The 20,298-nt window shown below is 34.5% G+C and carries 21 protein-coding genes; 6 read left to right on the forward strand and 15 right to left on the reverse strand.

Annotated features, from left to right (window positions below; translation table 11 throughout):
* Window positions 1–123: 123 nt before the first annotated feature.
* A complete protein-coding gene (locus tag ACQUQZ_RS03830) occupies window positions 124–1,434 on the forward strand; it encodes a DUF5690 family protein (protein ID WP_435353425.1) in 1,311 nt (436 codons plus the stop codon).
* Window positions 1,435–1,530: 96 nt separating this feature from the next.
* Here the strand turns inward: ACQUQZ_RS03830 and ACQUQZ_RS03835 are convergent, their stop codons facing one another.
* Entirely contained in the window at window positions 1,531–2,676 is a 1,146-nt protein-coding gene (locus ACQUQZ_RS03835; protein WP_435353426.1) for a TIGR03364 family FAD-dependent oxidoreductase, read from the reverse strand.
* A complete protein-coding gene (locus ACQUQZ_RS03840) occupies window positions 2,677–3,417 on the reverse strand; it encodes an HAD family hydrolase (RefSeq protein ID WP_435353427.1) in 741 nt (246 codons plus the stop codon).
* A 272-nt stretch (window positions 3,418–3,689) separates the two neighbouring features.
* On the opposite strand from ACQUQZ_RS03840, the gene ACQUQZ_RS03845 reads away from it, so the two are divergent.
* The 4 genes from ACQUQZ_RS03845 to ACQUQZ_RS03860 all read left to right on the forward strand — a co-directional run bounded on the left by ACQUQZ_RS03845 (window position 3,690) and on the right by ACQUQZ_RS03860 (window position 10,367).
* Window positions 3,690–6,911, forward strand: coding sequence for a SusC/RagA family TonB-linked outer membrane protein (locus ACQUQZ_RS03845; protein ID WP_435353428.1), 3,222 nt, complete (start codon window positions 3,690–3,692; stop codon window positions 6,909–6,911).
* 126 nt (window positions 6,912–7,037) lie between these two features.
* Entirely contained in the window at window positions 7,038–8,633 is a 1,596-nt protein-coding gene (locus ACQUQZ_RS03850) for a SusD/RagB family nutrient-binding outer membrane lipoprotein (RefSeq protein ID WP_435353429.1), read from the forward strand.
* Window positions 8,634–8,713: 80 nt separating this feature from the next.
* Window positions 8,714–9,304: a phosphonate degradation HD-domain oxygenase gene (locus ACQUQZ_RS03855; RefSeq protein ID WP_435353430.1), complete on the forward strand. Its 591-nt coding sequence runs from the start codon at window positions 8,714–8,716 to the stop codon at window positions 9,302–9,304.
* Window positions 9,288–10,367: an alkaline phosphatase family protein gene (locus ACQUQZ_RS03860; protein WP_435353431.1), complete on the forward strand. Its 1,080-nt coding sequence runs from the start codon at window positions 9,288–9,290 to the stop codon at window positions 10,365–10,367. The genes ACQUQZ_RS03855 and ACQUQZ_RS03860 overlap by 17 nt, the downstream gene beginning before the upstream one ends.
* Before the next feature lie 3 nt (window positions 10,368–10,370).
* Here the strand turns inward: ACQUQZ_RS03860 and ACQUQZ_RS03865 are convergent, their stop codons facing one another.
* The 3 genes from ACQUQZ_RS03865 to ACQUQZ_RS03875 all read right to left on the reverse strand — a co-directional run bounded on the left by ACQUQZ_RS03865 (window position 10,371) and on the right by ACQUQZ_RS03875 (window position 12,845).
* Complete coding sequence (locus ACQUQZ_RS03865; protein WP_435353432.1) at window positions 10,371–11,504, reverse strand: glycosyltransferase family protein; 1,134 nt, start codon at window positions 11,502–11,504, stop codon at window positions 10,371–10,373.
* A 42-nt stretch (window positions 11,505–11,546) separates the two neighbouring features.
* Window positions 11,547–12,392 carry a UDP-2,3-diacylglucosamine diphosphatase gene (locus ACQUQZ_RS03870; RefSeq protein ID WP_435353433.1) on the reverse strand — a complete coding sequence of 282 codons (846 nt, stop codon included), beginning with the start codon at window positions 12,390–12,392 and terminating at the stop codon, window positions 11,547–11,549.
* Between the two features lie 264 nt (window positions 12,393–12,656).
* Complete coding sequence (locus tag ACQUQZ_RS03875) at window positions 12,657–12,845, reverse strand: hypothetical protein (protein WP_435353434.1); 189 nt, start codon at window positions 12,843–12,845, stop codon at window positions 12,657–12,659.
* Between the two features lie 208 nt (window positions 12,846–13,053).
* Here ACQUQZ_RS03875 and ACQUQZ_RS03880 point away from each other — a divergent pair, with 208 nt between their 5' ends.
* Complete coding sequence (locus tag ACQUQZ_RS03880) at window positions 13,054–13,443, forward strand: hypothetical protein (protein WP_435353435.1); 390 nt, start codon at window positions 13,054–13,056, stop codon at window positions 13,441–13,443.
* On the opposite strand, the gene ACQUQZ_RS03885 is transcribed toward ACQUQZ_RS03880, so the two are convergent.
* From ACQUQZ_RS03885 to ACQUQZ_RS03930, 10 genes are all read right to left on the reverse strand, one after another.
* Window positions 13,409–13,915 (reverse strand): DinB family protein, encoded by a 507-nt coding sequence (locus ACQUQZ_RS03885; RefSeq protein WP_435353436.1) that lies wholly within the window; start codon window positions 13,913–13,915, stop codon window positions 13,409–13,411. The two genes, ACQUQZ_RS03880 and ACQUQZ_RS03885, sit on opposite strands and share 35 nt — an antisense overlap.
* Before the next feature lie 116 nt (window positions 13,916–14,031).
* Window positions 14,032–14,556 carry a DinB family protein gene (locus tag ACQUQZ_RS03890; protein WP_435353437.1) on the reverse strand — a complete coding sequence of 175 codons (525 nt, stop codon included), beginning with the start codon at window positions 14,554–14,556 and terminating at the stop codon, window positions 14,032–14,034.
* A 21-nt stretch (window positions 14,557–14,577) separates the two neighbouring features.
* Complete coding sequence (locus ACQUQZ_RS03895) at window positions 14,578–15,741, reverse strand: DUF1624 domain-containing protein (RefSeq protein ID WP_435353438.1); 1,164 nt, start codon at window positions 15,739–15,741, stop codon at window positions 14,578–14,580.
* Between the two features lie 64 nt (window positions 15,742–15,805).
* Window positions 15,806–16,159 carry a hypothetical protein gene (locus tag ACQUQZ_RS03900; RefSeq protein ID WP_435353439.1) on the reverse strand — a complete coding sequence of 118 codons (354 nt, stop codon included), beginning with the start codon at window positions 16,157–16,159 and terminating at the stop codon, window positions 15,806–15,808.
* A gap of 181 nt (window positions 16,160–16,340) precedes the next feature.
* Window positions 16,341–16,886 carry a Crp/Fnr family transcriptional regulator gene (locus ACQUQZ_RS03905; RefSeq protein ID WP_435353440.1) on the reverse strand — a complete coding sequence of 182 codons (546 nt, stop codon included), beginning with the start codon at window positions 16,884–16,886 and terminating at the stop codon, window positions 16,341–16,343.
* A gap of 52 nt (window positions 16,887–16,938) precedes the next feature.
* Window positions 16,939–17,607, reverse strand: a complete 669-nt coding sequence (locus tag ACQUQZ_RS03910; protein ID WP_435353441.1) for a DUF2490 domain-containing protein — start codon at window positions 17,605–17,607, stop codon at window positions 16,939–16,941.
* 32 nt (window positions 17,608–17,639) lie between these two features.
* On the reverse strand, window positions 17,640–18,299 hold the full coding sequence (locus ACQUQZ_RS03915) for a DUF2490 domain-containing protein (RefSeq protein WP_435353442.1): 660 nt from the start codon (window positions 18,297–18,299) through the stop codon (window positions 17,640–17,642).
* Window positions 18,300–18,369: 70 nt separating this feature from the next.
* Complete coding sequence (locus ACQUQZ_RS03920) at window positions 18,370–19,005, reverse strand: DUF4956 domain-containing protein (RefSeq protein ID WP_435353443.1); 636 nt, start codon at window positions 19,003–19,005, stop codon at window positions 18,370–18,372.
* Window positions 18,974–19,774 carry a polyphosphate polymerase domain-containing protein gene (locus ACQUQZ_RS03925; RefSeq protein ID WP_435353444.1) on the reverse strand — a complete coding sequence of 267 codons (801 nt, stop codon included), beginning with the start codon at window positions 19,772–19,774 and terminating at the stop codon, window positions 18,974–18,976. Before ACQUQZ_RS03925 ends, ACQUQZ_RS03920 begins: the two co-directional genes overlap by 32 nt.
* A gap of 25 nt (window positions 19,775–19,799) precedes the next feature.
* Complete coding sequence (locus ACQUQZ_RS03930; RefSeq protein WP_435353445.1) at window positions 19,800–20,282, reverse strand: hypothetical protein; 483 nt, start codon at window positions 20,280–20,282, stop codon at window positions 19,800–19,802.
* Window positions 20,283–20,298 lie beyond the last annotated feature (16 nt).

Genomic DNA, 20,298 nt, shown 5'->3' on the forward strand with positions numbered 1-20,298 from the left:
GGAAATAGAAAAACTAATTATCCACTACTTTTACACTTAAAACCTAATCCAATCATAACAATTGCATAATTCTGAGTTTATATTACTTCACGAACTTTGGGCATAATTAAACTCATAAAGCCTGTGAAGAAATTGCTCAAAAAATCGGAAGTTTTGCTTGTTATTTGGTGTGTTATTGCTGCTTTTGGTACATATTTTTGTATGTATGCTTTCAGAAAACCATTTACTACTGGTTTATACGAAAGCTACGAACTTTGGGGTGTTGGCTATAAAACCATATTAATTATTGCTCAGGTTTTTGGATATATGCTTTCCAAAATAATTGGTATAAAAGTGATAGCCGAGCTAAAGAATAAAAAACGTATTTGGTTGATTATCAGCTTGATAGCGTTTGCTGAAATCGCTCTTTTAGCCTTTGGATTTGTTCCGTTTCCATATAACTTTGTTTTTTTGTTTTTGAATGGTCTGCCATTAGGAATGGTCTGGGGAGTGATTTTTAGTTTTTTGGAGGGAAGAAAATTAACCGAGTTTTTGGCTCTCGGTTTGAGTTTAAATTTGGTCATGACTTCTGGTGTTTTGAAGACTATCTATTTATTTCTTCAAGAAACTTTTCATATTTCAGAATTCCATTTACCTTATACAATTGGACTTGTTTTTTTTCCATTTTTCTTATTTTTTGTTTGGATGTTGGCTCAAATTCCACCACCCAATGCTGAGGATTTAAGTCTAAGGAGTCAACGTGTGGCTATGACAAAACAAGATAAATCATTGATAGTCAAAGATTTTGGACTTGGGCTTTTATGTTTTATAGGTGTTTATTTGCTTTTAGCTACTATGCGTGATTTTCGAGATAACTTTGCGATTGAAGTATGGCGAGAAATTGATCCGCAATTCAGCAAAGGTATTTTCTCACAGATTGAAACTATCATTGGATTAGTAGTTGTAAGTTTGATAGCTGTTAATGCACTTATCAAAGATAACTTTCAATCATACCTTACTTTTTCAAGTATGATGCTTGTGGCTATAATGCTTTGTGGTGGTAGCACTTGGGCTTTCGAGCAACAGCTGATAAGTGCTAAAATCTGGATGTTGAGTTTGGGAATCGGACTTTTTTTGCCTTATTTATTGATTCAGACGGTTGTTTTCGAGCGATTAATTGCTCTCTTTAAAGCTCGTGGGAACGTGGGCTTCTTGGTTTATATCTGTGATTCAGTAGGGTATCTTGGGAGTGTATTATTATTGCTTTACCGTGAATTTTTCTTGAAGAAATTGTCTTTTTTACATATCTTGATGACATTCAGTTACGCCATTTCTTTCTTTTGTTTTATTCTATTAATTCTTCAATTATTCTATTTTTCAAACAAATTTCTAAAAAGAAAATTTTGCTGGATTATATCTTCTATGCACGAAACCGAATTTAATCCAATTGGATAAAAACGAATTATAAACAATTATTTATTCGCCATGTAGAGACGCAATTCGTTGCGTCTCTACAGTTGCGATGATTGCATGGTTTTGGCAATTTTACCATCATGAATATATCCGTTGAATATTTTGTTCGGCATAACCTGCACTGGTTGTCATACCTTTGCCGCCAATTCCAGTGAAAATATGGATATTGGGAGATACATTATATTCAAAAATCTCGTCAGGATGTTGTGCATAGAAGCCAGCCCAAGTACGGGCAATTTGATTGACAGGGAAATTGACAATGCGTTGAGCTTCTTTCAACATTAAATGATTAATATAGTCTTTAGTCTCAAAACCTAATTCATCAGTTTTTCCTACAGAAGCGTATTCGTGTGAGTCGCCAATAATGATTGAGCCATCAATAGCTTGTTTGAAAAGTATATGAATACCCCACTTTTTTAATTCATTATAGTGTTCTGGTATTGTACTATTTTTATAAGAAGGACATTCTTCAAAAGATTCATATCGACGAATAGAAAGACCAGTAAGAATATTCCCTTTGAGCGAAATATTTTTCATTGGAACGGTTTGCAACATTTGCAACTTACTAACAATTAATCCACTTTGAGCGTAGATTTGTGGAAAAAGTAAGTTAAAAACATAGCCACTACAAATGATAATTTTCTCAGCCGAATACTTTTCTTTATTTGCTGTTGTAATTTCAGTTTTTCCATTAATTTCTTGACAATCAATAACCGCAGTATTAGGTTTGTAAGAAACTTTAAACTGTTCTTGTAAATAATCTAATATTCTGTAAATGAGTAGGTTAGGTTCTACACTTACTTCGCTGGGATAATAAATCCCTCCTACAATATAATCACTTTTTAGTTCGGGGTATTGTTCTAAACATTGTCTTTTTGAAAGAAGAACACAAGGATAATTTCGACTTTGGTGAATGGCATGAAGTTCATTTACTAAAGTCCATTCTGTGTCATCAGAAGCTACATAAAGTGTGCCGTTTCTGCGTACTGAAATGTCGAATTTTTGCTGAATATCTTGATAAATTTCCAAGCTTCTTCGGCCAAAATCAAACCATCTGCCCGAAGAACCAGAAGGAACTGCTTGACCAAAATTTCGCACGGTTGAACTTACTGGAAAATTGTCTTTTTCTAAGATAAGTACACTTTTGCCAAGTTTGGCAGCATGAAAAGCATGAAATGCTCCCATGATACCCCCACCCACGATAATAACATCAAAATTTCTCATTTAAGCTTCTTTTAAAACACTAATATTTTCGATTATAGGCTTTAATTCTTTCAATGAACTAATTAGGCCATCATTACGTAAGAATTTTAATTGTTCAATTGAGTGAGTACCATTTGTCACACCCAATGACAGACGACATCCCGCACGTACACCAGATTTTAAATCGGTCGGAGTATCACCTATATTGATTACTTCATAAGGGTCAGCGATGCCCATTAATTTCATTGCTTTTTGAATCATATATGGCTCAGGGCGACCTTTCTGAACCTCATCGCTGGCAATAGAAACATCAATAATTGATTTACCTGAAGTATTTACATAGTTGTATTCTAAACCATGGAGCCAGCCCAGTTTTTCAAGAATAATATTGCTTACTTTTCTGTAAAAACCAGTAGTTAGAGCTATTTTTATGTTATTTCTACGCAAAAAATCAAATATTTCCAAACACCCTTCAGTTGGAAACACATCGTTCGAACGATAGTGATCTTCTAAAATCATACGGAAATAGTCATAAGAATAGATTACATTTTCATCGTATTCTGGATGGCTTTGTCCAATTTTTTCTTCCCAAAGAAGTCTAAAAACTTCAATTTTAGAATAACCTTGTAAAGCCAAAATCCTTTCTTCTGAAACGACTAAACCAGTTTGAGCACATGCACGTGCAAAGCATGTTTCAACCTCCTTTTTATCTTGGACGGTTGTTCCTGCCATGTCGAAAACAACTAATTTTATTGGCAACATTTTTAATCAAGTTTTGTATTATTTGACAAAGTAAAGCCTTTAAAATTAGTTTGATTTTATCTAAATATAAACAAATCGTTAAGCTAATATTATCATATAAATTCTTAACAAAAATCTAACAAATCCCCTGATTTCTTCACAATTGCTTAAAACTTGCTTGATATTCAGGTTACACAGGTTCCGCACCTTTGCACCAACAAATTTTATGTCTTCAACATGATATTTTTTCACCGAAGGCAACAAAATAAACCCAAATAATTTAATCATCTTTTATGAACAAATCTCTCCTTAGAACCAAATTTTCTGGTTTTCTTAGAATTTTGTTTTGTATGTTGGCGATAGTTTCTGCCAATGCTCAAAATCAAAATGTCAGTGGTAAAATTTCTGCTCCTAACGGAGACCCAATTCCTGGGGTAAGTGTGCTTGTGAAAGGTTCTAATCAAGGAACTAATTCTGATGCCAGTGGAAACTACAAATTGAGTAGTGTTTCAAGTCGTTCTGTATTAGTGTTTTCAGCAATTGGTTTTGTAACACAAGAAAAAACAGTTGGAAACCAATCGGTTATTAATGTAAGTTTCCAAGAGGATACGAAAACATTGAGCGAAGTGGTAGTAACAGCATTGGGTATTAAAAAAGATGCACGCCGCATAGGTGTTGCTATCCAATCGGTTGATGGAGCTTCAACAATCAAAGCTCGTGAACCAAATGCTATTAATGCTTTAGCAGGTAAAGTGGCTGGTTTGACCGTAGGTATTCAACAAGAAATGTTAAGAAAACCTAATATTTCATTGCGTGGAAATAGTGAGATTCTCTATGTAGTTGATGGGGTGCCGATTAATTCTGATACGTGGAATATTAGTCCTGATGACATCGAAACGTATTCTGTTTTAAAAGGTGCTTCTGCATCAGCTTTATATGGTTTTCGTGGTAAAAATGGAGCAATCTTGATTACAACCAAGCGTGGTACAAAAGATAAGCGTGGATTTTCGGTAGATGTAAATTCATCAACAATGTTCGATAGAGGTTTCTATGCTATTCCAAAAGTGCAAGATGAATATGGCCCAGGTGACCACGGTCGTTATGCTTTCGTTGATGGTAAAGGTGGTGGATTAAATGATGGAGACTATGATGGTGGTTGGGGACCAAAATTTGAAGGTCAAGCAATTCCGCAATACGATAGCCCAATCGACCCTGTAACGGGTGTGAGAACGGGTACGCCTTGGGTTGCCCGTGGAAAAGATAATTTAGAGCGTTTTTTACAAACAGGTATTTTATCAACAAATAATATTTCGGTTGCGTCATCAGGTGATAAATATAATTTGCGTTTTTCGACCTCTCAAACTTCGCAACGTGGAATTGTACCAAATACTAAATTGAATATCACCAATTTCAATTTGTCTTCTGACTATAAATTCTCAAAAAAGCTCTCTTTTGAATCAAATTTGCAGTATAATCGTCAATATACGCCAAATATTCCTGATGTAAATTATGGGCCAAATTCAATCATTTATAACATGACTCTTTGGGCTGGTGCTGACTGGAATGTGGATGATATGCGTAATTATTGGCAGCCAGGAAAAGAAGGCATCCAACAAATTTATGCTGAGTACCAACGTTACAACAACCCATATTTTATGAGTTATGAGTGGTTGCGTGGACATCAAAAGTCTGATATCATTGGTCAAGCAGCTTTGACTTATAAATTGACTGATTATTTAGAAGCATCTGTACGATCGCAAATCACTACTTGGAACTTATTCCGTAGTGAAAAAATGCCATATTCGGCAGGTGCTTATGGTCGTGATGAACGTCGTGGTGATTACCGTGAAGACCGCCGTAATCTATTCGAGAATAATACCGATGTTTTGATAAAATTTGACAAAGACTTATTTAGCGGTTTTAATACTAAAATATGGGCTGGTGGAAATATACGTACTTTTGAGTATAATTCACAATATGGCTCAACTGATTATTTGAACGTACCAGGGCTATATAATTTCAATAACTCATCAAATCCTGTACGTACTGCCAATTTTGCTTCGGCCATGCGTGTCAATTCTGCATATTATTCGGCTGACTTTTCTTATAAAAATTTCTTGACACTTGCTACAACAGGCCGTGTAGATAAACTTTCAACTTTACCTTCAGGCAATAATACTTTCTTCTACCCATCTGTAGCACTTTCGACAGTTATTTCTGATTATGTTACTGTTCCAGAGTTTATATCTTTCTTGAAAATTCGAGCTTCGTATGCCAATGTGAAAGATGGTTTGACTCGCTCAACTATCGGAACAACACCTGCATTAACAGGTGACGGTAATCCGCTTGGTTATGGTGACCAATATTATTCGCCTTATGATGGCCCAGCTTATTCAAATTCAGCCGTTTATTCAACGCCATTTGCTTATAATAATCAACCTGCTGGCTATTTTACGGGTGCTTTGAATAATCCAAACTTACAACCAAGTTCTACTTCACAGACCGAAATTGGTCTTGATTTCAAAGTTTTGAAAAATCGTCTTGGTTTTGACCTTACTTATTTTATTTCTGACGAAGGACCGAAAATATTCTCTTTACCAATTTCATCTGCAACAGGTTACACTTCTGCGTTGGTTAATGGTATTAAAACTCAAAAAACGGGTTGGGAATTAGCCATTACTGGCTCACCAATCAAAAATGCAGGTGGTTTTAATTGGGATGTGGTAGCAAACTATTCAACATTTAAAGAAGTTTTGACAGAAATTTATCCAGGTGTAAATAGCTTAAATACATTCCTAAAAGTAGGTGATAGATTAGATAAATTTTATGGTCGAGCATTTGCAAAAACACCTGATGGTCAGATAATTAATGATGCTTCTGGACGTCCGATTTATAACCCAGTCAGTCAATTTTTAGGCTATATAAACCCTAAGTTTGTGTTTGGTATCAATAATAAATTTAACTATAAAAATATCAATCTTAGTTTTCAGTTTGACGGACGTATCGGTGGTGTGATTTCTAACTATGTTCAGAAACAAACTTATCGTGGTGGTCGCCATATTGGTACAATTGAAGGCGAAATGGGTGTAGCTCGTTACCAGGATTATTTAGGTGTAAAAGCTTACGTAGGCGAAGGCGTACAAGTGTCAAATGGCGTAGCGATTAAGTATGATGCTAATGGAAATATAACTAATTATGCTGAATTACAATACACTCCAAACACCACAAAACAATTTGTACAAGACTGGGTAAGTCGTTATTACAACTCTGATGAAGGCAACTTGATGAGCCGTTCGTTTGGAATGTTGCGTGAAGTTGTACTTGGCTATACTCTTCCAGAAAAATGGTTTGGAAGTAAAATTAGAAACGCTTCAATCTCAGTAGTAGGAAGAAACTTATTATACTTTGCTGAGAAAAAAGACATCGATCTAAATCAATACATTGGTGATGGTGGCTCAGGTTTACAAACACCATCAACCCGCAGATATGGTGTTAATTTGAATTTTACATTCTAAAACCCTTATCTCCAACCATTTCCGCATCGGCGAGTTCGACCCGACCGTGGAAAGGGGGGTGGAATAATTAAAAAAATCCTTCTTTAGCCCTCCCTATTGGGAGGGTTGGCTAAAAGACTCAAAAAAATGAAAATAAATAAAATATTCACTTCCATTTTCGCAGTAGCGGCTCTGACTTTGAGCAGCTGCGAAAAATCTTTCGAAGAACTCGAAAAAGACCCGAATCGTCCAGTAAATGTACCTGCTTCATTGGTACTTCAAGGCGTAGAATCTGATATGGCCAATAATACAGGTCGTCCATTCAGTGCTGAAATGCGTTGGAATCAATTTTATTGCTCAAATTATAATTATTATGCCACCAACGAATACACCTGGACATCAGGCACAAACCATTATAATACACTTAAAAATGTAATTAAAATGGAGGAAGAAGCTAAACGTGGTGGATTGGCCGATGTAAATGGTTATAGTGCTTTGGGGAAATTTTTCCGTGCATTTTTCTACTATGAAATGACTATCCGTATGGGTGATTTGCCAATGACCGAAGCGTTGAAAGGAATCGAAAATATCACTCCAAAATATGATTCCCAAAAAGCAGTTTTCATCCAAGTGTTGAAGTGGCTCGACGATGCCAATACCGACATGGCTGCATTGATTACTAAGGGAGAGAATTCAGTTGCAGGTGATTTTTATTACGGTGGAGATATACGTAAATGGCAAAAAGCTGTGAATGCTTATAAATTGAGAATCTTAATTGCTTTGAGCAAAAAGGATACCGATGCAGATTTGAATGTTAAAACACGTTTTGCAGAAATGATGTCGAATCCAACTAAATTTCCATTGTTGGGTAGCTTGTCTGAAAGTTTACAATTTACTTATAATACCTTTAACAAATATCCTTCAAACCCAGATAACTTTGGTTTTGATGCTACTCGCCAAAATATGGCAAAGGCTTATGTGGAACCATTGTCATTGATGAATGACCCACGTGTAATGATTACTTGTGAGCCGGCAGGTGCAGAATTGAAAGCGGGTAAAAAACCTTCTGATTATAGTGCTTATGTTGGTGCTTCATCGGCTGAAGATTTGACAGATATGAGTGATAAAGCAGGACGTAGCAATGGTGCAGGGTTTGCTCCAGGTGTATATTCATTTCAAAATCGTTATCGTTATTACCGTAACTATACTGCCGAAACTACATTTATTACAGGTTATCCAGAAATGTGTTTCAATATTGCAGAGGCATATCATTTAGGTTGGGCAACTGGAGATGCCGAAAGTTGGTACAAAAAAGGTATCCAAGCATCAATGGATTTCTATGGTGTCAAAAATGGCTCAAATACTATGACTTACTCAAAAACTGGTGGTCGTGAAGCTGCTGATTTAGCAACTTTTAATATTGATTATAATTTTGATACTTACTATAATCAAGCAAGTGTAAAGTACGCAGGAAAAACGTCAAAAGGTCAAGAGCAAATTTTGACGCAAAAATATGTAGCATTCTTTATGAACTCTGGCATGGAAGCCTTTTTCAACTGGAGAAGAACTGGTTTTCCTAAATTTTATTCAGGTGTAGGAAATGGTAATTCAAATAGAATCGCCGTTCGTTGGCAGTATCCTTTATCGGAGCGTACAACGAATGCAACCAATTATAAAGCAGCAATTGATAGTCAATTTGGTGGAAAAGACGACATCAATGATTCCATTTGGTTATTAAAGTAGTTTTTTGTTTCATCATAGATTTAGTTTCCCCAAAAGCGGAGTTAATTTTAGCTCCGCTTTTCTTTAATTAAATATAAAAAATGATAGAAAATATAGTTTCAGAAATTAGGCAACTTTTTGAAAGTCAAGGAGATGCTGAATATTACGGAGAAAATATAAGCCAGTATGAACACGCCGCTCAAGCTGCTCTTTTGGCTCAGAAACAAGGTTTTGACTATGAAGTGCAAATCGCTGCTTTTCTGCATGATATTGGACACTTATTGCCTGCCAATTCCACAGAAGAATTGATGGAAGTATATGGCAGAAAAAACCATGAAGGAGTGGCTGCTGACTGGTTAAGATTAAGAGGTTTTTCTGAAAAAATAGCCGTTTTAGTTGAAAACCATGTCAATGCGAAGCGTTATTTATGTTTTGTGAATGAAACTTATTACGATAATCTTTCAGAAGCAAGCAAAAAAACTTTGGAATTTCAAGGCGGGAAAATGTCAGCTCAAGAAGCAAATGAATTTGAACAAAATCCATATTTCGAAACAATCATAAAAATGAGAAGATGGGATGAAGCAGCAAAAGTAGAAGGGCAGAAACTTCCTGATTTGACATATTTTATGAATATTTGTGAACAATATTTAACTCATCAACCTAAAAAACGTACCAATGAAATCTTTTTCTAAAACAGTATTTATTTTACTTTTTTCAAGTCAAATAATTTTTGCTCAAAATAAGACCGAAAACGTGTTCATTATTATGACCGACGGTTTTCGTTGGCAAGAAGTATATGGCGGAGCAGATTCGACTTTGATTTTCAGTAAAGAATTTACCCCAGATTCTGCTCGAACTGTAAAAAAGTTTTGGGCAAAAACAGCTACCGAACGCCGAGAAAAATTGTTGCCTTTTTTCTGGAATACCATAGCCAAACAAGGTCAACTTTACGGTAACCGTTGGGCAGGAAATAAAGTAAATGTCTTGAACCCATACTGGTTTTCGTATCCAGGCTATAATGAGGTTTTGTCGGGTTATGCCGATGATAAAATCAATTCAAATAATAAAATTCAGAATGAAAATACAACGGTTTTGGAGTTTTTAAACAATCAGCCAAAATTGAAAGGCAAAGTTGCGGCCTTTGGTACTTGGGACGTTTTTCCTTATATCATCAATGAAAGTAGAAGTGGCGTTCCTGTCAATGCTGGTGTAGAAACAGTCAATGGAAAACTCAGTGAAAAAGAGGAATTATTGAATGATATTCAAAGTCAATACCCAAGTTTAGCGAGCGATAGATTTGATTTCGTAACGTATCATTTAGCAAAAGAGTATATCAAGAAAAATACACCTAATGTCATGTTTTTATCATTTGATGAAACCGATGAATTTGCTCATGAAGCCAAATACCGTGAATACCTTTTTGCAGCCAATAATTTTGATAAAAATGTATCAGATTTATGGAATTTTTGTCAAAATCATCCAAAGTATAAAGATAAAACAACTTTTATACTCGTAACCGACCACGGCAGAGGTGATAAAATCAAGAAGCAATGGACAAGCCACGGTCAGAGAGTTTCGGATTGTTATCAAATTTGGATGGCAGTGATTGGACCTGATACACCAGCTTTAGGAGAAGTTAAAACAGAAGGACAATTGTTCCAAAATCAAATTGCTAAAACAGCAGCAAAGTTTTTAGGATATGACTTCCAAAATGGAAAAGAAATAGGAAAAGAAGTAAAATCAGCGATGAAATGATCGCTAATTAACGGCAAATGTTCCAAAGGCATCTGCCGAAATATTTTCTTTTCTCTCAAATAAAACCTCAATTTCACGCAAAAATATAAACGAACTACGGCTATGCCAAGTCTGAAAATCTTGACTAATGTCTTGATAATGAGGTAAATAATTGATAAAACTACTCAAATCGAATTTTGTTCCTGTAATGCCCGCACCTGCACGTTTTGCATCAAGGGCATTGCAGGCTTGTTCGTAGTGCTTCGGTACAGGAATCATCAAGGTGGGTTTTCCCAAATACATCGCTTCACAAACTGACTCAAAACCAGCAGAAGTGGCTAAACCTTTACAGTTTTGCATCATTTCTAAGAATTTTTGAGCATTGATTCGATGAAAATGAAGGTTTCTTGAATATTTATAAACTTCTGTATTTTGTGGTTTATCCCAAAAACAATGAACTTTTACTCTTGAATTTTTACTATGCCAGTTGATGAGTTCATCGGCAAGCGAAGCTTGTGTGACATAGGCCAATATATAATCATCATTTGTTGTTTCAAGTTGATGGATTTCGGAGCGAAGTAGGGGAGGAGCAACAAAAACACCTCTTTTTTTGTCGTTAGAAAAAGGAGTAAACGACAGAGCTATTTTTTTTGCTGCTCCTAAAGCAGTAATACGAGTATTTGTGTTTACTAAAAGCTTATCGAGCCAATGGTTTTTGGGATGCTCGAAGTCTTGGTGAAGTAGTAAATATTGGTGAGCAACACAAACCATAGGCACTTTGGGACGGAATACAAACTGATGTATTCCACCTAAAACATCATAAAAATTAATGATTACATCGGGTTGTAGATGTTGGATCGTGTCTTGTATTTTTTGAAGACTTTTAAAATACTTATTGATTCCTAAAATGCTATTGGATAATGTTTTACGAATATCTAATGCTTTAGTTTTTTTGCAATAAACCAAGCAAGGGCTTTTGAAAGAGATAATTTTATTTGCGAAATTATCAACAAAAAATGGAGGAGCGGTTTTTCCATCAGCACTGCCTACTAAAGCTCCTACAACTTGGTGTTGCTTACTTTGAAGCATTTCTGAAAGAGCAATGGCTTGAGTCAAATGGCCACGTCCTTCGCCTTGAATGATGAATAGAAATTTCATATACATCCCTCCACCCCTAAAGGGGGGCTTTATTTTAGATTATTATAGCGATGCTGCGATTCTTGGTAAAACAAACTTCTCTTTTCTATTTTCCTCATCTTCCTCTTCCTCTTGCAAATCAGTATTTTGGTACTCCATCATATCGCTTGTTGAATAATACACTAAACTCCAATTGCCATCAAAATCTTCTACCAAAGCCGACATTGTTTCTACCCAATCGCCTGAATTTAAGTAAGTTATGCCATTAATTTCTCTGATCGCTGGTTGATGAATATGGCCACAAATAATACCGTCACACCCTTTGACTTTGGCTAATTCTGCCAATTTATCTTCAAAATCATTGACATAACTGACGGCCATTTTTACTTTTTGTTTGATTACTTGTGAGAGTGAATAATAAGGTAATCCTTTCCATTCTCGGTATTTATTATAGTTTTTATTAAGCCAAAGCAAAAAAGTATAGCCCAAGTCACCCAAATGAGCGAGCCATTTCATATTAGTCGTAACACTGTCGAAAACATCGCCATGCGTTACATAAAATCGCTTATCGCCCGACTTTAAGATATAATCTCGCCTAATTTGAAACTGTTTTCCTACAAGAAGCGGCAGAATTTGGTCAAGGAAATCATCATGATTACCTCGAAGATAAATGACTCTTGTATCATGCTTATCCATCATTTTCAGCACTACTCTGAAAAATGTGGTGTGTTTTTTCTTCCAATTTCCATATTTTTTCAAAGCCCAACCGTCAATAATATCACCGTTTAAAATGAGTTTTTCACAACGATATTGTTTCAAAAACTCGGTGACTTCTTTGGCTTTTGAGCCACTTGTGCCTAAATGGATATCGGAAAGTACGATGGTTCGGAAATGCTTGTGTTTTTTCATACCCACAAAATACCGAAATAGATGTAAAGTGTTGATTAAGAGGGTGTTATGAAAATGTAAAGAAAGAATACTTGTATTTTGAGGGAAGAAAAAATAAAAAATAGAGCAGAGAAAACCTCCCTGCCGATTCTTTGATTACTAACCTAAACAAAACTATATGATATTTTTAAGATGTTGGATTTATGTAATTAGGGTTTTGATTGATAAAAAGATATAAACCCAAACTTTTTAAAATTTATTTATCATTCATTTAATCATACTAATTTAAGCGGCGATAGAAAATCTATCGTCGAATTGATCGTCGAAGTTTTCATCAAAATCGTCGCTTTCAAAGGCATCACCATACGAATCGTCGTCGGTGTCGTCGTACAAACGTTCTTCACTAAGTCCGTTTGTAGTTTTCACTGTGTATTTCCAGTGAATTTGGTTTAATCGAAATGTACTTTTAATCATTTTACTTTTTTATTTTAATGCCACAAAGGTCGGCAAATGATATAAACTAAATATTGTGCCAATGTTAAGAAAAGAAGAAGAAAATAGAAGTTTCTATATTTTAAAGCTTAATAATCTGTCAATTTGGACTAAAGTTTCATTTTTTCTTAACATTCTGATAAACCTCAATTTATATTTAAGTGTGTATTTTGTTAAAAAATCGTTCGCAATGCAAACATCTGTACCTCACCAAAATCACGCTCAAAATCTTTTATCCTTAGTAACTTTTATGCTTATTATTTGTTATTATGCTTTTAATGGAATGCCACAAGATGCTTTTGAAACGAAGTATTTTTTGAAAGAAAATTCACCCGAACAAAATAAAACTGTTGCGTTTGAGAAAAGCTTGAGCCATCTACGGGCAGCATTATTGATGGATGCTGATGATGTGCATATAAATGGACTTTTATATGAAGTGGAAAACTCTTTGGGAAATTTTATTTCAAAGAAAAAAGCTAAATTTGAAGTACAACGTATTTATGATGAAATCGCTCTTGGTAATCGTACTAAAGCCATTCGTCATATTAATCAATTACCAACTTTACTACTTTTGCCGTAACTAATAATTGTCCTAAATGACGAGTTGTATGCTCGGCAGCATGTACTAAAAGCCCATTGACTGTTGATGGAATCTTTCCTCGACCTACCTCTCGTACATGTGTCAAAGTTTGCGTATCAGTGGCTTTTAGTTGAATAAGTGCCAGGGCAATTTGTTTATTAAATGCTTCAACCAAATCTTTAACTTTTATCTCAGTATTTTCTTTACCTTCAGCAGCAAGTGCTTCCAACTGAGTTTGTGAAAGTGCCTCACCACGAGCATAAGTAAAAAGGCGGTCGAGTACACCCCTGAGATGTTGCAAATGAAAGCCAACCGAAGCTAACCCCGCTGGTTTTTTCCAAAGATTTTCCTCTGAAAAATCTTGCATATATTGTGCGACTTCTTCTTGTGCTTGTAGTAAAGCATGAGCCACAGGTTGCAAAAGTAGCGGAACATCGGGTAGTGGGCCACGTAACCAAACTTCAAGTGCCATGATAAATTTTACTTTGTTTTGATAAAAAATGCAAGACTTATTGCCCAAATATAATATAAAATTGCCAATTTATTTTTCAGCTATTCTAATGAATAGCTGAATTTTACCATTGAAAATCAATTTTGTAAAATTCGTAAATAACTTATCCAAGGGCCAACAGCATCTTTATACTGTTTGGCCATGACACGGGCAATTTGGCTAATGTGATTAAGGTCATGGACTGTCCATGTTGCCAAAAGTTGTGTTAAACTAACTTCTCCAAAATCGGGATGGATAGCTCTTGCGTCAAAAGATTTTGGATGGATATTTTTTGAAATTAAATATTCAATATTTTTTTTTCGTAAATCTTTAAATTCTTTTAAAAGTTGTTCTAAAGGTTTTTTATGGCTCTTTTCAAGTTGAGCAAATCGGTCGAAAGGCTCGAACGTTTTATCAATTTTGTCAGAAAGGATAATATCCATTCTTGGAATCCAATCTGTTTTTTCTCCATGAATCAAATGACCAATTATCTCGTAAACCGACCAAGAATTTCCTCCTTCATTCTTATTTGTCCAATCAGGAGAAGCGTTGTAAAGCATCGAAATTAGCACATCGGGCGTACTTTCAAGGATTTCTAATGATTTTGATAAGCTAAATTGCATGTTTTTTTATTAGGTTAATTTTCAAAGATACCTCAACCAAACTTTATCTTTATTGCGAGTTTTATATTGCCAAAACCATTGACAGATTGGATAAAGAACCACAACAACAACTATCCAAGTCAAGTATGTGCCAAACAGTTCCAATCCACCACCATTGAGCGGATGTCCGAAGTAAAAACCATTAAATTGCAATGCCGAAAAAGAATACCCTTGAGAAAGATAAATCACAATTGCGACTGCATGAATAAGATACCAATGAATAAGGTAATAAAACAAAGGAACTTTGCCATATACAGAAATCAGGTCACTAAACTTGTTTTTTATAGGTTCAAAAATGGATAAAAGTAGTACTGAAATACCTAATGTTAGTAGCGTAAAAAGTAAGGAAGGAGCTTGTTTGGTGACGTTTATAAAGGAAAGAAACGTAAATACATTGTTTTTTTGCACCAACCACGGCTTGGGGTCACCATACCAATTAAACGCTCTTAAAACAATAAATAAAGCCAAAGCACCAAGTCCAATTTTTAAAAATAACGCTTGCCTATTTAGAACTGATTGATTGAAAAATGTTCCAAAACCATAGCCTGCCAACATAATACCTGTCCACGGAATATATGGATAGCTGGTTAAATAAGCAAAATCAGGCGTGATTTGATAATATTTAACTTTCATTAATATTGACCAAATTACGTTTAAAGAGCTTGATTGTTCAAAAGCAATATTTTGAAATAAATTATGTCCAAAAATAATAGTGAGTCCGATTGCTCCTATTAATCGAGGGTTCATTTTTAGCATTAATGCCAATATTATCTGCCCAAAACCAATGGCAGCTATTACTTGCGAAAACAATATGCCAAATCTAATGTCAAAAAATATCCCAAAATTGACGATGGTAAAATTTAAAAATATCAACCAAATGCCTCGTGTAAATAAAAAATGACGATTTTCCTTCAAATTTTGTTGATTTTGGAATGACAAATAAGCTGATGTTCCAGATAAAAAAACAAAAGTTGGAGCACAGAGGTGGGTTATCCAACGTGTCATGAAAAGACTTGTTGTAGTGGTGCTAAAATCTAATGGTTCTTGTGTGAGAGCAGTGATATGTACAAGGTCACGCACATGGTCTAATGCCATGATGACCATCACTAAACCTCTCAGAAAATCAATTGAGTTGATTCTTTTCATTATTTTGGTATAAATTCTCGGTTTTTCAAATAAATGGAAGGGCTTTTCGCTAAATTAGCTCATTTTAGTCAAATACTAATCTAATTTTTTGAATATTAAGGGAGCTTTTTCCATAGTCAATTAGCGTAGTTTTAAGTAAAGATTTACTTAAAACTGATATTTGAATTTGATAATCATCCATTTTTGTCAATTTAATAGTTACAATTTCTCCCCAAGAACGTATCGTTGCATTTGTTTTTGCTTTGTAAAACCCCTGCTCAGTATCGTACCTGAATATATTTGAATTTATCTTTTGAGGAATGATATTTTCAATAATTTCTATTGTTTGCTCAATGGTTTTATCAACTGAAAATATGGCAGATTGCGTTGGTTTGGTGTTAATAATCTTTTGAAGATTTTGAATAATTGCTCGCTTCATTTTATTAAACTTTTAAGATTTGTTTATGAACTAAAATGGCGTGTATTCAAAAGTCATCAATAGCATCTATCAAAATGATTTTATTGAGGCTTGTCAGTTTTGTAAGTGTACAGATGAATTTTCATCACGCTATTTTTATGCAAAGAAAAATAGCGATTGCATGTAAAACAATGAACCTAAGTTACTTAATTCGCTTACGAATTCTGCTTAATGCTTGTGGAGTAATGCCAATATAAGAAGCTAAATATTTAAGTGGAACAGATTGAATGTATTTTGGTTTCTGGCTCAGCAAATAATTGTATAAATCAAGAGGAGATGCTTTAAGCAACTGCATTTCTCTGATAGCTTTCTCTCTCAAACGTTCTTCCATGAAGACTTTTTGAATCGACCCGCATAATTGTGATTCAAAAAACATTTTTCGTACTTCTGTCATATCAATGTACCACAAAGTCCCTTTACCGATTGGTTCGTAGATAAATTGTTTCTCGATGTCATTGTCTGATTTTGCTGTAAAAATGTCACCAGAAAAATAAAAATCAACCGAATATTCACGACCGAATTCGGTTTCTGAGTCAAGAAAGTATTTCCTAATAGTTCCTTTTTCAATAAAACACAAGATGTCTTTTGGAAGTTTGGTTCTTTTTGAAAAATCCAATTTTGTAAGTTTTTCCCAAATCGCCCCATTATAGTCTATCGGAAAATGCGAAAAAGTATTTTTGTCAATCATTGCCAATGTTATTTTAATAGGTATTTCTTTGACCAAACTTCAAGAACCATTGTTATTTGGGTTTGAGAAAAAACTCTAAACTTATCCCTAAAATATTGTTTGTATCGGGATATTTCTTGTTGACTTCTGGCTGCCAAATATAATACAAAGTTGCATATTTATTTTTCATATATTCATAACTGACTCCCGCTGAATTTTGCCAAAATGTAGCAGTAAGAGTACCACCTTGCTTGATTTTGAAAAATGGTTCGGCATAAATGTATGTATCCCAGTGTTTTTTTATCTTATATTTTGCTCCTGTACGTAGGCGTAAATGTGTATCGCCATCACTTGGGTTGCTATCATCATTGACAAAGTATTGTTTTTGATATTGAAGCATTGGGCGGGTGAAAAAAGTAAAATTATTGGCCTTAACTTGAGCATTCAAACCAAAAAGAAAACGATGATAATTATCGCCTTCCACTAATGCAAGGCGATAATTGGCTAATACTTTGAAATATTTATTGAGTTTTTTTTCACCTGCAAAAAAGAAATACGAACCTCGATAATGACTTGAATTTTCAGTGATTCTCACACGATATTGCCCCGAAATTTCCCAACCTTTTTTCAAATTGAGCTTCAAAGAAGCATCATACCAAGTCTGAAAATCTGTTGTTGACTTCTGAGCTTGAGTAGTAAATGATAAACTCAGCAACAAGATTAGAAAGACACTTTTTTTCATACAGGGTAGCAATATTGGTTAAAAAAACTTAATTATTTAGTTTTGATAGTAAATATGAAGTTGATACCTACAATATTCTTAGTGTCGGGATATTTTTTATTGACATCAGGTTGCCAAATGTAGTACAAATTGACGCTTTTGTTTTTCATATATTCATAAGTGAATCCTATACGATTTCGCCAAAAATCTGTCTCAAAAACGCCTTCTTTTTTGTGCATGAATGGTTCGGTAGAAATACCAAAATCTATTTTTTTTGTAACAGCATATTTTACACCAATTCGAGTTCTAAGATAATTTTCGGCAGTTCCTTCGTCATCATCACTAATGATTTGATGCTGTGTTTGGTATAATTCTCGTAATGAAAAGGTTAATTTTTTGTATTTATATTTCCCTTCTAAGCTTCCCGAAAATCGGTTGAACTTTTCGCCATCAACAAGGCCAAATCGATAGGCAACACCTGCCGAAAGGTACTTATTAAGCTTTTTGTCAACATCCAAATAAAGATAAGAACCCCTATAATTATTTGAATTTTCATTAAATTTTGCTCGGTATTGGCTGCTAACTTCCCAGCCTTTTGGCAAATCAAGGTTAAGTGTAATAGCAGGACGAGTTTGAAAATCAACTTCAGATTTTTGAGCTTGCGTTGCGATTGAAATGAATAAAAGGATAAAAATTTTGAGGTATTTTTTCATATTTGTTTGATACTTTCTGCTTTTAAATGATTGATTTTTTGATGAAAACCTAAGTCCTACAACCTACAACCTATTCATAATAATAAACTATCATACGGGTAGCATCTTTCAGAAAATCAATTTCTTGAATTTCAACTCGATGAATGTTTAAACCTGTACGGTTTTTTAAATCTTGCATCAATTCTTGTCTTTTTTCGGGAAGAATTAGCTCAATTTTTTCATACTGAATCATTTTTGTAAATTCCTTTTTGATAAGCCAATTGCTTTCCAATAGAAAAGTTAATAACAAAATAATACCATTCAACAAAGCCAGTTCGTCCCAGCCCCCTTTACTAATTGCCGAAAGCAAACCGATGGCAATTACCAAAAATAAATAGGTCATATCTTTGGTCGAAATGCTTTCGGTACGGTAGCGAAGCATCGAAAAAACGGCGAATAAACCAAAGGCAGCACCCATCGACATTTCTACTTTATTGAGTAGATAAGTAATGAGAAAAATGACCAAGTTAAAAGCAAAAAAGGTAAGATATTGGTCGGCTTTTTTATAGTTTCGATAAAAAATCAGCCTGATAAGTACAAATACCGAGGCTAAGTCGATGAATAAGCGGATGAAAAATTTGCTTGAAAGCTTTTCAAATAATTCAAAAGAGGCGGCTTTAGCAGTTTGTAAAGTATCAGGCGAAAGTGTTTGCTGCAATAGAGTCATATTGGTGTAGTGTTTTGGTAATTCTTCTTAGGTGTTTCTTAAAATTATTTTGTTTGATACCTTCAAAAAGGCTAATGATACCGAAGCAATATTTGCTTATCGAACCTTCTTTTAAATGATGTTTCTTGAAAATGTTCAAAATTGGTGATGCTCCAATTTTTTCTTGTTTTATTTCAGCAATCGCTATTTGTGCATACTGAATTTCTTTTGCATCATTCTTGAAAGTTAGCTCTAAATCAATCGTGAGGCGTTCGGCATTGTGTTTACTAACGAGGGTGAGTCGAGTATAATTTACCCACATAATACCCTGCAAATTATCAGGCTCTAATGGACTGATTTTTGTCAAAAATTCCGAACTTTCGTTTGCCAAATGTGGTTCATTTATACCATCAGTTTTGATGCGTTTTTTGATGGTTCTGCCACGATTATTCTTAAATTTTACTTCAAAAAACTGCAAATCTGAGCCAACATAGTTGCGAGAACGCACTTTATAACGATTTTGTTTACCCACTTGATGAAGATGATAAAGCCTAAGATCTTCAGTATCATAATAAAGTGTTTGATAAGGGCAAAGCCTTTGCTTATTTATTTCTAAAAGGCGATAATGTTGTCGGGCATCAGCCAAAATATTGGGCAATAAGTTCATCGGAATTAGGTATTTTACATCCATCCTGTCCATGAGCTTTACACTGTCCATTTCGGCTAAAGTGATTATCTCAAATTTACCTGCTTCTTCCTTTATTTTATTGAAAAAATGGTCTGTTGTCATAATTAATTCCCTTATCGGAGGCGGGCTAATATTCATATACATACTTCTTAACCTGAATCAGTTTGCCTTTGGCATCATAGGTTTTTTTTTCAGCTTTTAAGCCTTTGTTATTATTCACATAGACAGATTTGGTGAGCAAGCTGTTTTTGGCATCATATTGCACTTCTTCTATTTTTTCACCATAATTATCATACTTATAGGTAAATCGCTTGCTTTGTTTGCCATTGGCATCATAAATAATTTCTTCGATTTTATCACCATCTTTGTTGTTTTTGGTTAAAATCTTTTCTTTTAAAACGCCATTTTTATCATAATTGATTTCTTGTGTGACTTCACCCTCTTTATCAAATTTTTTGGCAACGTCATTGTGTGTACTTTCTTTGCCATTTTCATATTCGGTAATAACTTCAGTTACACCTTTGATGTTATTTTTACGAATTTCTTTTTTGCTTTGGGCAAAAGATTGTAACCCTAAAAAAGGGAGAATGAGCATTAATAAATATTTCATTAGTATTATTTTTTTA

It is taken from the genome of Emticicia sp. SJ17W-69, assembly GCF_051209875.1.
In the GTDB taxonomy this organism is placed as follows: Bacteria; Bacteroidota; Bacteroidia; order Cytophagales; family Spirosomataceae; genus Emticicia.